The sequence below is a fragment of the Pantoea sp. nfd-35 genome, from assembly GCF_056892255.1.
This window is the reverse complement of record NZ_CP122403.1, coordinates 3,190,930-3,203,257: the sequence shown is the minus strand read 5'-3', so window position 1 is coordinate 3,203,257 and position 12,328 is coordinate 3,190,930. Positions and strand designations below refer to the sequence as shown.

Below are 12,328 nucleotides of genomic sequence, written 5' to 3'. Positions count from 1 at the left end.
ATATTTTGCATAACGTTCTCCTGAAACACTTCACCAGTAAAACGATACGGCTTTACTATGCTGTTTGTTTGACCGGTATTTCAGTTGTGGTCAATGCCTCACAGTCAATGCACGATAATTGGCAGGCGGACGGAGAACATGGCCAGATTATGGTGGTAGGATTACTGAGCGAGGGTGCTTGTCATTTAGAGCTTGGTTCAGCTTTACAGCAAATCGATCTGGGAACACTCAGTAAAACTGAACTTAGCCAACCGGGGAATGAAACCGCACCTGTATCGTTTAGCCTCAGGCTAACAGACTGTTATCGTTCTTATAAAGAACAATCCATTATGCCGGGCAGTAATGAACTGTTTTCCTATATTGAACCTTTAGTGACCCTGTCATTCTCAGGGGTGGCAGACCATGATTTTCCGTCATTACTAAATGTAAATGGTGTGAGTGGCATTGCGTTAAGAATCAGTGATAAAGACAGACAAACTGTTGGGTTAAACCAGGCCGGTAGAAAATATTTTATCTCCCGGAAAAATGAGGAATTTAATTACTTTGTTTCTGCGGTAAGAACTTCTGCTTCTGTACAGTACGGTGAATTCTGGGCAGTGACTAATTTCAGAGTAAACTATGAATAAAAAAAATGCGCTTACTGTCGTCGTGTTTTTGGGGATAATCCAGTGCAGTATGGTTTTTTTTTCATCCACGCTGGCCAGAGCCGAGATGGTCAAGTTTGACGAGATTGATAATATCAACGTTGAAGGGCTTCTCGTTATCTCCACCTGCGATGTCTTAACCGGTGATGGAAATTACATCGTCGATTTTTCTGACATCAACGTTAATGATATTTATGCGAACAAACAGAATTTAACAAAAGAATTTACTATAATCGCTAAGAACTGTGAGCCGGGAAGCAATTTACGCATTACGTTTACGGGTGAAGAGAATGACAATCTTCCTGGTTTTATAAAAGTTAATGGTGAGGCGAAAGGTATAGCTATTGGATTAAGTGTTAATGGAGTCCCTGTTAAAATAAATAATCATGCTAAATATTTAGGTGAAATTAATGATAATCAAGTCTTGTTTAAGAATGGGGCTTATATTCAGGGTGAACCTAACGCAATAAAAGAAAAGGATATTGTCGCAGGTGATTTCACAGCCACGGCGAATTTCACATTGAGTTATGACTAATGAAAAAAACATTTGGAAATTTATTTATAATTCTAACCATCATGATGATCTGTGGTTTTTTCATTAGTTTTCACAGCATCGCCAATGAATCTTTTCGTGCAAATGTTTACTTTGACGGTAATATTGTTGAAGATCCAGGTGCTTGCTCATTTGATGTCGAAGGTTTAAGTCCAGGCGCTGGCGATGGGTTGGCAGGTATTGTTGAGGATGACACGGCCATTTATAATTACAATTTTGGCGAAGTTATATTTCGTTCTTATAACGGAAGATATGTATTAGATAAAAAATATCGAAAAACTTTTAACGTAGAATTTATGTGTACAGGTGAGCTTGCACTTGAAAGCCATTTGTTAGTTCACATTGTACCGACATTTGGTACGGTATCTGGGCAGAATAAGAGTGTAATGCAGCTTCGTTCATACCCAAATTTGAAATCAATAAAATCATTGGGGTTACAGTTGCTGGTCAATGGTAATCCTGTAACGGCACAGCGTGGACACTGGCTCCGGGTCAATCAGAAAACAGGGATGGCATTTCAGCTAATTCAGTTAGATTCATCAGGTGAAGACCTTACGGACGATGCAACTTTGTTTACAATTGTTAGTGTCATTGTAGAACCTAATTAGCGGTTAAAGATGAAAAAAAAGTCACTCATTAAAATATTTTTTCTTATTATATTTTTACAGTTTAACTCAACTTCTTTTGCTACCTCGACGTATGAAGATAGCGTCAGTGATGGTTGTAAATATAATGAAGACGGTGATGGCGATATCTCTGGTTCGTGTGGTTTTTCCTCTGTCATTGTATTAAGAACCAAACTCGAAGTGGGGCCATGGTGTATACTCAATAATAATGATTCCTTGAATGCGGTTTTCGATTCAGTCGATCCTAATAAAATCTCCTCTATGCGTTACGTTAAAGAGCTTAATTATGATTTCGTATGTTCAGACAGCTCGGTAGGTTATAATGTTTTCTTTAATCTAGATGGGGTGAGTGCAAATGGGTTTAATGATAATAAGACGATTACGACAACAGTTGATGGATTGGGTATGCAAATTCTCATGGACGGTATACCAATGCCTCTCCGTCAGAGTAAGGCAATCAACATGGCTTCTCCGCCTAAATTAGAAGTTCTTTTAGTTAAGCTGGAAAATAAAACCCTTGAAGGCGACAAATTTTCTGGAACGGCCAATATGACGGTGGTATATGATTAAGTATTTTAATGCAAAAATTGTGCTGACAATATTACTGTATTTGTCAGGCGCATTGTTTACGACTTCTCAAGCCAGTGTTAAAGGCATTCCTTTACCCAAAAGCTGCCCTAAAGGTTCGATCAATATGACGGATGGCATAATGGGATTTGGTGACTGTCATCCTACAAGCGAAGGCCTTGAATCAGGTTTTTTGATTGGCGAAGGATGGACTATGCCAACAGGCTCTAACCACGTCACTGAATTAGATGGCTATAAAGTTTATCCGCAATATAGTGGAAATTACAGCGCGGTGCTTTTTTTTTGCCAAAGCACTACGGCAGTTAAATGTAAAATTTCCACGGCAAATTTTCAGATGCCCACGCGTAAGGTAAACGAGCTTAACACCACTAAAACAATATCTAAATCAAAGCCCAATTTTGGTGGCGCATCCAGCGCATTAGAGAAACAGCCTGCCGCCTCTTTTTGTGTGGCACTTCAGAATACCAGTGGAACTGATTCAGGTTACTATGTCGATCCTAATGAGCCTTACTCATGCATGGATGGCAGCCCGTTACCCGTTGAACCTGCGACCTGTTATATTAATCGTGGAAATGATATTCATGTACATTTTGGTGATATAAAACGGACAGATTTAACCGAAAGCCCAAAGTCTCCTCAAGCGATTTATAAGGAGATTAACATTCCGATAACCTGCACACGAGACGCGGGCATATCGATGAAGATGGCTATTCTTCATACGGCTATTGTTGGTTCTCAGTACACCATTGCAACAACATCCAATGGCGTGCATATAGTCCCATATTATGATGATCACTTTGTTCAGGCTAACGATGATAAACAAGGTAAAAGCGTAGTATACGAATACGGTATTCATGAGAAAAATGTAAAGTTCTATATTTTTAGAGACCCTGATGTTAAAGTCAAAAACGTCCCTCTCGGTGCGTTTACTGCCAGTTCGGTTTTGGTTTTGACGGAGGACTGATTTATTAATTTTTTTGAGTATTAACGAGACCAGTTTATGGATTTATTGTAGCGCTATTGTGATAAATGAAGGTAATCAAAAATATCATCATTTTTTTGTATCGGCGAACATCTCTAATATACTAATCATTTTTTTTGCTTTTTTACAAACACTTAACAGATGACACGTGCACACTGACTCTTTTAAAAAAAGAGTAGAGAGGACATTTCAGCTATTTTTTTAGATGAATTCCTTAAGAATTAAACGATATCAATTATAATTTCAGTATTATAGCGCACATACCAATTTTGGTTTCATTAGTATAGGTTTTGTAGAATATCATTGAGATGAAAATATAATTTAAAAAAACTCGAATTTGGTGGATTGAGTGTTAATTAGTAAGTTTTATTTCATAAATTTTATATTACTTTCAAGTTTGATGGTTGTCATTTTTGTTAGCGCTGAAATTTTAGATGTGAATTTTTATATGGCTCTGATCGGCTTTTTTATTATGTGCTGAAATTCAATTGCTTGGGCGAGGCTCTAACTATTCTATTTACAGAATTAAGGCCTTCAAATATATTGGTTACATTAAGCGTATTAAATGCCCTGGGACATCTGATGTGGTTTATAAGAAAATGATAACCCTGACAACTTGCGAGGATGCCTTTGACAGGGAGAGTATGAAAATATTTTATATTTTGACAGCATTTCAGGTATATATATTTCTCTAAAAAACGCTCATAAATTTGAGCGCCACCCATGTAATAATGAATTTTTTTCGCAATCCATTTTTAAATTTCTGAGAGGTAAAGTCCTGGTGTTACTAAACCAGAATGATATTTTATATTTTTGATGTGTTAATTTTTAATTGTTGTTTAGTGACTTTTAATCCAATGCTGTAATGATTTTAATGGGGCTTCACCAAATGATTAAGGTCAACGAATGCGCATTAATATTAATTGCCATGTTGTTGATTTTTAATAACACACTGAATCCGGCCCTATTATCTTATTTTTAACGGTTGGGATGGTTTTTGTGAAAACCATGATAATACTGATGTTTATAATGGCAGATGAAAATCACTCAATTTCAACAGAACGCACAATATCGCTACCTCTGCGAGGAAGCCCATGGACGTTGACCTAAGGACGAGCGATTCATTTGTAAATCCCAGTACGAAATGAATAAATAGAGGCAGTTAAAGTTAGAGGTTACAAGGTGAAAGTCTCGGGTCATTGAATTTACTGCGAATGCTCTATTAAAATTTATAAAATTAATGGTAGTGATATTAATATGCTTAGAGAAATTAAGGAGTTCAGACTACAACCACTTGTTGAACTTCATAGTGGTAAGATTATTGCACATGAAATTTTATCAAGTGTAATTAATAAAGATCCCGAGCAGTGGTTTTCTTCATTATCTAAAGAAACGGTTTTTTCACTATTCCTATGGCAAGCTGAATATGCATTAACCCTTTCTGGTATTTACTGGCTTAATCTACCCGTCAATATTTTCTGCGACGTCAATAAAGTTAATGAAATTTTAAAAATTAAGCATGAAAATCGTTTAGTGCTGGAAATTCAGGATCCGAAAATGTTGCTAAATTATTCGCGTAATGATATTTACGCTTTTGAAAAAGGGATTTATCTACTCAGGCAGGCAGAGTGGATAATTTGGCTGGATGATATTACTTCATCACTTATTAGTCTGGTAGGAAAAATGTCATTAAATGTTGACGGCATTAAAATTGATCGTCAGGAAATCAGGTATCCCAAAACAATCAATACCCTCATATCACGGGCTTTTTCTATCTCACCGCATGTGTTGGTTGAAGGGATAGAAACCGTAGGCGATAAACAACAAATGATGCTGACTAAGGCTACTTTTGGCCAGGGTTTTTTATGGCCAGAAAAAAAAGTGCATATGGCTGTCCCGCCCCGATTTAGAGAATCGTAAAACATTTTCACCAATTATTTCATGTGAAGTCTTACCATTTTTACTGTGCAGGACGATTTTCGTTTACGGCATGAGTATGTCCTGAGCTTTCAACGGTGCTGTTGATAAGGCATACAGGCTGATGCCTTACAATAAATAGTTCTTTAAAAAAACATCACAAAAACTTACCATTGCGAAGAACTTTTTTAGGATAAAGACGATATGAAAAAAGCAGTGGCAGTCATTTTATTAGCTTTCGCGTTAACAGGTTGTGGCGAGCCAAAGATTGATGGTTCATCCGAACAGGCCTTTCAAACCTCTATGCAAAAAGTCCGTGATTCTCTTGCAGAAGATAAACGCGCGGCCTTTAACGATGCCATTCAAGTCATTGCGTTCAGCCAGGTCAGTATGAAAGAGTTGATGCAGGCGGGCAGCGGTGACGAAGGCGGACGCGCACTGATCGATAAAAAGATCAAAGGCGCGCTGGCTGGCAAGACCGGTGAAGAAGTCATTGATTACGCGCACAAGATCAAGCAAGAGCGCGCGGCTAACCAGTAACATGACTTCTGAATCCTGACCCAGCCAGGTCAGGATGTTGCATGTAATGGTTGCCTGTTTGATGAAGCCCATTTTATGGGCTTTTTTTATGCACCGCGTTAAGGCTGTAACAGAGCGACAAACGCCTGTTTTCAGCGCCATTACGCTTAAAAGCACGCCTGGGCTTTTACGGACGGAGAAGGCGCTTTGTGATAAACCAGCGTCGCGTGATCCCACCAAGGATTAACATTTACCGCCTGCCCAACCAGCATAAATCCCGCGTCCGCGATCTCGGCGATAAGTGCATCCAGCGGCTTCAGGGTGCGCCAGGGATGACCGTTAACCATTAAAACCCCGCTGCGGGCATCATAGCGGTCAAGGTCGGTTCGCTGTTTAGGCGCACCACACATACTGCTGATGATCAATGTGCCATTGGTAGCCAGAATCCGATGCAGAGCCTTGAGGCACGCCGCGCGCTGGGGACCGATCAGGCAGTGAAAGCAACTGCCGTCAAAGACGACATCAAACGTTGCATCCGGATAATGTGCCAGGTCACAGACATCGCCCTGATCAAAACAGCCGCTCAAGCCTGACGCCGCGAATCGCGATCTGGCCCAGTCCACGGCGACCGCTGAAATATCCACGCCAAATACCCGAAAGCCTTTTTCGGCAAAACAATGTGAGGCCATGGCACCGTTGCCGCAGCCCAACTCAAGGAACGTTCCGCCAGGTGGGATGAACTGCGCAGCACCCAGCCAGCTAATGGTAGCGTTAAGTTGCTGATGCGCCCGTTGATAACCGCTGCCGGTCCAGGCTTCATGGCCTTCCCTCTGAAGGCGACGATAAATAGCGTCATAGCTTTCCACGTCAGGCTCACCTTTTATTCAAAGAGCGTCATGACAGATTATGTGATTTTTAGCGGCTTTTACCACAGGGCATCAGCAGGTAACAAACCGGGCGTATCAGGCATCAGCGCAATAAAAAGATGATGACCTGAAGAACGGCAAGCAGTCAGAATTTAACATTTTGACCACTCCTGGCGCTGCTACCGTTATTCTGCTTTACCTGCAAAGAAGGACTTGCGTATTGTGAGGCTCTGTTTCCTTATCGCCTTTTCACTATGACGAATCTGAATGTGACGATGTGCCGCAGCGCCTCTATTCTGTTCGCAGTTTTGAGCGTATTGATGAGTTTTACGGCTCAGGCTGGCGATCGAAGAAGGGTGACACAGCCTGTCTCGCCGCCCGTTTGCCAGCGGATTTATGCAAGCAATCAATCCAATATCGGCCCGCACATTCAACAGGCGCTGAACAACTGCCCACCTGGCAGGATGGTACTGTTAGTGCCATCGCCCACTGTAAAGACGTTGACGAGCGGCCCCCTGTCTTTGCCCTCCGGCGTCAGCCTGGGGGTTGATAAGGGTGCGGTGCTGAGCGCCATCCCGGATCCACGCTTATATGATAACGGCCGGGGGAGCTGCGGAAAGCTGGATAACCAGGGCAATGGTTGTCGGGCGTTTATTACGCTTACTCACGGCCACGGCAGCGGGATTTACGGACAAGGCGTGATCGACGGGCAGGGCGCTGCCAGCATGGCAGGTGAGGCGCAAACCTGGTGGCAACTGGCAGCCAGCGCCAGGAATGATGAGGCGAAGCAAAACGTCCCGCGACTGATCCAGATTGATCATGCCAGTGATATTACGCTGTACCAGATCACCCTGAAGAACGCGCCAAACTTTCATGTAGTCATCAATGACAGTCAGGGCATTACGCTGTGGGGCATCACTATTGACACGCCCGCCACCGCGCGAAACACCGATGGGGTCGATCCAATGGGTTCTTCCGATGTCACGCTAATCAACAGTCGAATCAGCACCGGCGATGACAATGTGGCGATTAAAGCGGGCAATGCGCCCGCCTCCCATATCTCCATCCTGAATAACCAGTTTGGCTTTGGGCACGGTATGTCAATTGGCAGTGAAATCAACCGTGGCGTTAGTGATGTACTGGTTGACGGGCTGACGTTAACCGGCACGACAAATGGCCTGCGTATCAAAAGCGATCGCTCGCGGGGCGGGCAGGTGCGGGCGATTCGCTATCAAAATGTCTGTATGCAGAACGTGGACAATCCCGTGGTCATGGATACGCACTATGATACGCACGCGAGCGGCACAATGATCCCGGATTACCGCGATATCACCTTCGATAACGTCAAAACAGGCAAGGGGAAACTTACGCTGGATGGTTACAGCGAAGTTTATCCGCTTGAGATGACCTTAAAGAATGTCACTGTCGGTGAGCAGGCAACGATAGAGGAACGCTTTGCTATCGTTCATGGGCGCTTTACGCGGGCACCTCAAACAGCGTGCCGTTAACCGCGTGGTGGGCTGCTCGCGACTTACTCTGGCAGTCTGTTTTGATCTTCATCGCGCTATTTTATCTCTGCTTCAGCGCCATTTTCTGATTCACCATACAGCTGGTTTGCCGTGTCGTTTGGCCAGGATTCAATGCCACCGCAGGAATAGGTATAACTGCCTAACGCCAGTTTATAGCTCAGCACGTTCTTATCGTCTATGGCCGCGCCCCAGACCACTTCCAGCGCTGGATTGTGCGTTTCAATGAAGTGCTTCGATAACTGATCAAACTTCACGGGCACGAAGCGGGAATAGGTATTGTCTGCAGTAAACGCCACGCTGGACATAAACAGATCCATCTCACTACTTTCCCGGTTTTTCAAACCTAAAAGCATGATGTTATCGGACGTTTTCACCAGTTGAAGCTTTATGGTTTTGCCGCACAGCTGCTGTCCGCTGGCAGGCAGATTACCCAGCAGCGGTGCGCGCTCCGCAAGGGCGCTGTTTGAGATTAAAACTGTCGATAGAAAAAGAAAAAAAGCAGTCGTCGCGCGTTTCATAAGGCCCTGTATCAAATAAAAAATCATCAGATTGCAGAGCCTGCATGTTTTAATGCTTCGCCATCTTGATCTGTTACATGAAAAGCGCAACAGATTGTCATCTGCGGCATTGACCGGTTACGCGATGTGTTTTATCGCACCAGGGTGAGCAGGCGCGATAAAATATGCCGGACAGACAACCTCTGTAACACGCCGCCGGGAAAACCGGATGATAAAAGAGTGACATCATGCGCTTAATTTACTGTTCCAGAGCGATGTAAACCCTGGCGAACAACCAGGTATCTTCGCTCTGCTTTTCAACTTCTCATGCCCCTTCATGGGTTATCCAATTGGACCCGAAGGTAAAGGATTTATCCGGCTAAATCTGGCCTGTCCGCGAGCGTATCTGCAACAAGCGCTTGAAGGACTAAAGAAAATTCGGCTGTGACATCCAGACAGGCCAGCGGTCATCGTTAACCTGCTGGCCTTAACCGCGTATTACCAGGCCCAATCGTTATGTCCGCCTAAAAAATTATTCCGGCGTTTCTTCACGATAACAGGCGGCTGGCGTAAAATCGGCCAACCTGAGTGGGTTGTCTTGCAGAGTGGACCTTATGCTTATCAGCACAGAAACAGAACGGACGTATATCGCTGATAGCCGTCTTGCCTGCACCCTTGCCGCCGTGGCGGGCGCCTTAAATACCGCCGCGTTTGAGATTGTAGGATTCTTTTCCGCCAATATGACCGGTAACGTCTCTTCGCTGTCCGATTTTCTGGCCAAGGCAAAGTTTCACAACGGTCTGTTTTTCCTGTTTATCGTCTGCATGTTTATTGTGGGCGCGCTCTTTTCCACATTAATTATTAATGCCGGACGCAGACGCAAAATTCGTACTATTTACGCGGTGAATATCTTTATAGAAGGCATTGCGCTGGTGGCGCTGGGCGTGATTGAGGCTCGCTATCCCATTGCTGCATCCGGTGTGGTGCTGATCCTGAGCCTGAGCTTTTTAATGGGGCTGCAAAATGCGGTGGTCACGCGTATCTCGAATGCGCGCGTCAGAACGACGCACGTGTCCGGTACCTCCACAGACATTGGCATCGAACTGGCCATGCTGTTTGATGTCCTCCGGCGAAAAGAATCACCCAAAGATGCGCCACTCTATCTGGAACGCCTGCGACTGCATACCTACACGATTCTTGCTTTTCTGGTGGGCGGCGTGGCCGGTATCTGGCTTTGGCATTTGCTGAACTACTATTTTCTGGTGCTTATCGGTCTGGGGCTGATGGGCATGGCGCTGGTCGCTATGCTAAAACCTCAGCCTGCTGATGTTGCCCGTTAAGGGTGGCGCTTTTCAGGGGCCAGCACCTTGAGCGCATCATTAATCAGGCAAAACTGCGCGGGCGTTTGCCCAATAATTTCGCCGTCGGCGTTAATGTAGTGCGGACGGCGCGTATGCAGCGTGAGTGCCGTGGTGCTGAAGGTGCGTACGTTACGCCAGCGGCCCTGGGTGCCGCGCCGCAAAGAGGGGAAGAGCGCCAGCAACTGCCAGCTTCTTTTCAACTCCAGGCTGTAGACGTCCAGCAGCCCATCGTCCGGGGCCGCGCTTTGCTCTACGGTCATGCCACCGCCGTAAAAACGTCCGTTACCGACCGAAACCTGAACGGTTTTGATCGCAATAGCCTGTCCCTCATGATGTAACGTCGCACTAAAGGGGCGGCTTTGCCGCAAGATGCGCAGTGCTGCAAAAGCATAACCCAGCACGCCCCAGCGTTTTTTGGCCTGAGCCGTAAGGTTACGCGCCAGCTCTGCCGAAAAACCGATGCTGGATACGTTCAGGAACAAATGACCATTTACCTCACCCAAATCCACAAAGCGTACGTGTCCCTGGCAAATGATGCTGACAGCCTGCTCCAACTGAGGCGGAATCCCGAGCGTACGGGCAAAATCGTTGGCGGTGCCCAGCGGCAAAATGCCTAAGGGTAAGCCGGTCTGCATAAGGCCCGCTGCCGCCGCATTGAGGGTACCGTCGCCCCCGCCGACAATCACCAGATCCACCTGGCTGGCATACGCGGTGATGAGCTCAGCGTAAGGACGGCTGTCGTCGTAAGCGGGTTCTAGCAGAATCAAACCTGATTGCTGCAGCAGCTGCGTGGCGCGCGCGGCATCAATGCGACCTTTACGTGAGCGCTGGTTGATTAAAAGTAATGCCGTCTTTACCCTTTGCTGCATGCTTCGTCCATTTTTAATGAAATGTTAGTGATGAAGTAACCAGAAAGTACACATGCGGGATTATCTCTTACAACCTTGCTTGCGCTACTTTACGTAAGCTCTGGACGGGGGATGGCCCTGACGAACTGCGCCAGGATTGTCTACACTGACAGAAAATGGCACGACTCACGGGAGCACAAATGACAGAACAGCAATTTCGAACCCTTCTGGTAGAAAAAGGGTTTGCAGAGCCGGTTATTGTGGAGCGGGGCGCAAACAGCGAGCTGGATCATCATGAACATCCCTTTGAGGCGATGGCTCTGATCCTGAGTGGCGATATTACCTTGTACACAGAAAATCAGGCGACCACCTATCGCGAAGGCGATATTTTTCACCTGCATGCAGGGCAGCCGCACCGCGAGACGTTTGGCGACAAAGGCGTTCGCTATCTGTCAGGCAGAAAAAGTTAATCCGGTGATGCGCCAGTGATGAACACCTTTGACGCGCTGTTTCAGCGCTTAGCCCAATCGCCTTTTCGTCAGCGTTTCCATCTGGGGCGGGCGGAATATGACTATTGTCTGACGAAGGGAGAGGCCGATGTGGCAGCCCATGCGGCCACGTTTATCCAGCAGCGGCTGGCTGCCAGCGCACCGCCTAATGACGGTAAACAGACGCCAATGCGCGGCCATCCGGTTTTCATCGCGCAGCACGCCACCGCGACCTGTTGTCGTGGCTGTCTGGCGAAATGGCACGGGATTGCTCAGCATCAGGCGCTGGATGATAAACATCAGGCTTATGTGGTCGCGGTGATTATGCACTGGATCCATCAGGCGATGGCGCAACCCGCGCCTGTGCCGCGCGTACGTAAGGCCAGAGCCGCCGCCAAATCACCTTCGCCGGGCAGCCAGCAGCTGGATTTGTGGTAGAAAAGATTATGCGGCTGATGGACTTTTAACCAGTCAGGTTCGCCATATTTCATTTCAGGTCTATTCTTAAATCGTTCTTTGGTCTCCTGTGCCAGGATAATCACGCAAGACGACAAATTTCACACAAGAGGGAATTACGATGAAGAAAGCAATTATTGCACTGTCTGCTGTTTTACTGGCCTCGCCAGTTTTCGCTGCTACCACAACGGATGAAACTGTCGCTGAAGCGCACAAAGGCGCAGATACCGCTAAAGAAAAACTGCATCAGACCGAGCATAAAGGCGAAGAGCTGAAGCTGAAGTCTGAGCATGCCGCGGAAGGCAAGAGCAATTCGACCTCCAGTAAAATTTCTGAAAGCACGCAGAAAGGCTGGCACAAAACCAAAGAAGGCACCGAGAAAGGCTGGGATAAAACCAAGCAGGGTGCTGAAGACCTGAAAAATAAAGCGACTAACTAAGCCGCTTTAGTGTGA

Annotated in this window: 15 protein-coding genes; 12 read left to right on the top strand and 3 right to left on the bottom strand. The window is 45.7% G+C overall.

The genetic code is table 11. From position 1 onward, the window contains the following. The first annotated feature begins 5 nt into the window (after positions 1-5). From P9J57_RS14985 to P9J57_RS14955, 7 genes are all read left to right on the top strand, one after another. Positions 6-626, top strand: a complete 621-nt coding sequence (locus P9J57_RS14985; protein ID WP_227008656.1) for a fimbrial protein — start codon at positions 6-8, stop codon at positions 624-626. Then, a complete protein-coding gene (locus tag P9J57_RS14980) occupies positions 619-1,179 on the top strand; it encodes a fimbrial protein (protein ID WP_105088481.1) in 561 nt (186 codons plus the stop codon). The genes P9J57_RS14985 and P9J57_RS14980 overlap by 8 nt, the downstream gene beginning before the upstream one ends. Further along, a complete protein-coding gene (locus P9J57_RS14975; RefSeq protein ID WP_028714931.1) occupies positions 1,179-1,805 on the top strand; it encodes a hypothetical protein in 627 nt (208 codons plus the stop codon). The genes P9J57_RS14980 and P9J57_RS14975 overlap by 1 nt, the downstream gene beginning before the upstream one ends. Positions 1,806-1,814: 9 nt before the next feature. Next, entirely contained in the window at positions 1,815-2,393 is a 579-nt protein-coding gene (locus P9J57_RS14970; protein WP_019105981.1) for a fimbrial protein, read from the top strand. Then, positions 2,386-3,375 carry a hypothetical protein gene (locus P9J57_RS14965; protein WP_014593145.1) on the top strand — a complete coding sequence of 330 codons (990 nt, stop codon included), beginning with the start codon at positions 2,386-2,388 and terminating at the stop codon, positions 3,373-3,375. Before P9J57_RS14970 ends, P9J57_RS14965 begins: the two co-directional genes overlap by 8 nt. Before the next feature lie 1,275 nt (positions 3,376-4,650). Beyond that, a complete protein-coding gene (locus P9J57_RS14960; protein ID WP_126843086.1) occupies positions 4,651-5,313 on the top strand; it encodes an EAL domain-containing protein in 663 nt (220 codons plus the stop codon). 201 nt (positions 5,314-5,514) lie between these two features. Beyond that, positions 5,515-5,850 carry a DUF6694 family lipoprotein gene (locus P9J57_RS14955; protein WP_014606334.1) on the top strand — a complete coding sequence of 112 codons (336 nt, stop codon included), beginning with the start codon at positions 5,515-5,517 and terminating at the stop codon, positions 5,848-5,850. Positions 5,851-5,996: 146 nt separating this feature from the next. Here the strand turns inward: P9J57_RS14955 and P9J57_RS14950 are convergent, their stop codons facing one another. After that, on the bottom strand, positions 5,997-6,695 hold the full coding sequence (locus tag P9J57_RS14950) for a class I SAM-dependent methyltransferase (protein ID WP_072138627.1): 699 nt from the start codon (positions 6,693-6,695) through the stop codon (positions 5,997-5,999). 275 nt (positions 6,696-6,970) lie between these two features. On the opposite strand from P9J57_RS14950, the gene P9J57_RS14945 reads away from it, so the two are divergent. Then, positions 6,971-8,203, top strand: coding sequence for a glycoside hydrolase family 28 protein (locus tag P9J57_RS14945; protein ID WP_210448253.1), 1,233 nt, complete (start codon positions 6,971-6,973; stop codon positions 8,201-8,203). Positions 8,204-8,259: 56 nt separating this feature from the next. Here the strand turns inward: P9J57_RS14945 and P9J57_RS14940 are convergent, their stop codons facing one another. Then, positions 8,260-8,742 (bottom strand): hypothetical protein, encoded by a 483-nt coding sequence (locus tag P9J57_RS14940; RefSeq protein ID WP_227008655.1) that lies wholly within the window; start codon positions 8,740-8,742, stop codon positions 8,260-8,262. A gap of 593 nt (positions 8,743-9,335) precedes the next feature. On the opposite strand from P9J57_RS14940, the gene P9J57_RS14935 reads away from it, so the two are divergent. Continuing rightward, on the top strand, positions 9,336-10,061 hold the full coding sequence (locus tag P9J57_RS14935; protein WP_014606331.1) for a YoaK family protein: 726 nt from the start codon (positions 9,336-9,338) through the stop codon (positions 10,059-10,061). Here the strand turns inward: P9J57_RS14935 and P9J57_RS14930 are convergent. Beyond that, the gene (locus P9J57_RS14930) at positions 10,058-10,951 is read right to left on the bottom strand and encodes a lipid kinase (RefSeq protein WP_015700765.1); all 894 of its coding nucleotides are present in this window, start codon (positions 10,949-10,951) and stop codon (positions 10,058-10,060) included. The two genes, P9J57_RS14935 and P9J57_RS14930, sit on opposite strands and share 4 nt — an antisense overlap. 179 nt (positions 10,952-11,130) lie before the next feature. Here P9J57_RS14930 and P9J57_RS14925 point away from each other — a divergent pair, with 179 nt between their 5' ends. From P9J57_RS14925 to P9J57_RS14915, 3 genes are all read left to right on the top strand, one after another. After that, a complete protein-coding gene (locus P9J57_RS14925) occupies positions 11,131-11,400 on the top strand; it encodes a cupin domain-containing protein (RefSeq protein WP_288490893.1) in 270 nt (89 codons plus the stop codon). A gap of 18 nt (positions 11,401-11,418) precedes the next feature. After that, complete coding sequence (locus tag P9J57_RS14920) at positions 11,419-11,856, top strand: DUF4186 domain-containing protein (RefSeq protein ID WP_288491056.1); 438 nt, start codon at positions 11,419-11,421, stop codon at positions 11,854-11,856. 139 nt (positions 11,857-11,995) lie between these two features. Beyond that, the gene (locus P9J57_RS14915; protein WP_013024991.1) at positions 11,996-12,313 is read left to right on the top strand and encodes a hypothetical protein; all 318 of its coding nucleotides are present in this window, start codon (positions 11,996-11,998) and stop codon (positions 12,311-12,313) included. Positions 12,314-12,328: the final 15 nt, after the last annotated feature.

Bases quoted from the DNA above. Each gene is read 5' to 3' on its own strand.
- P9J57_RS14980 (WP_105088481.1), top strand. From the start codon at position 619: ATGAATAAAAAAAATGCGCTTACTGTCGTCGTGTTTTTGGGGATAATC.
- P9J57_RS14975 (WP_028714931.1), top strand. From the start codon at position 1,179: ATGAAAAAAACATTTGGAAATTTATTTATAATTCTAACCATCATGATG.
- P9J57_RS14970 (WP_019105981.1), top strand. From the start codon at position 1,815: ATGAAAAAAAAGTCACTCATTAAAATATTTTTTCTTATTATATTTTTA.
- P9J57_RS14965 (WP_014593145.1), top strand. From the start codon at position 2,386: ATGATTAAGTATTTTAATGCAAAAATTGTGCTGACAATATTACTGTAT.
- P9J57_RS14960 (WP_126843086.1), top strand. From the start codon at position 4,651: ATGCTTAGAGAAATTAAGGAGTTCAGACTACAACCACTTGTTGAACTT.
- P9J57_RS14955 (WP_014606334.1), top strand. From the start codon at position 5,515: ATGAAAAAAGCAGTGGCAGTCATTTTATTAGCTTTCGCGTTAACAGGT.
- P9J57_RS14945 (WP_210448253.1), top strand. From the start codon at position 6,971: ATGTGCCGCAGCGCCTCTATTCTGTTCGCAGTTTTGAGCGTATTGATG.
- P9J57_RS14940 (WP_227008655.1), bottom strand. From the start codon at position 8,742: ATGAAACGCGCGACGACTGCTTTTTTTCTTTTTCTATCGACAGTTTTA.
- P9J57_RS14935 (WP_014606331.1), top strand. From the start codon at position 9,336: ATGCTTATCAGCACAGAAACAGAACGGACGTATATCGCTGATAGCCGT.
- P9J57_RS14930 (WP_015700765.1), bottom strand. From the start codon at position 10,951: ATGCAGCAAAGGGTAAAGACGGCATTACTTTTAATCAACCAGCGCTCA.
- P9J57_RS14925 (WP_288490893.1), top strand. From the start codon at position 11,131: ATGACAGAACAGCAATTTCGAACCCTTCTGGTAGAAAAAGGGTTTGCA.
- P9J57_RS14920 (WP_288491056.1), top strand. From the start codon at position 11,419: ATGAACACCTTTGACGCGCTGTTTCAGCGCTTAGCCCAATCGCCTTTT.
- P9J57_RS14915 (WP_013024991.1), top strand. From the start codon at position 11,996: ATGAAGAAAGCAATTATTGCACTGTCTGCTGTTTTACTGGCCTCGCCA.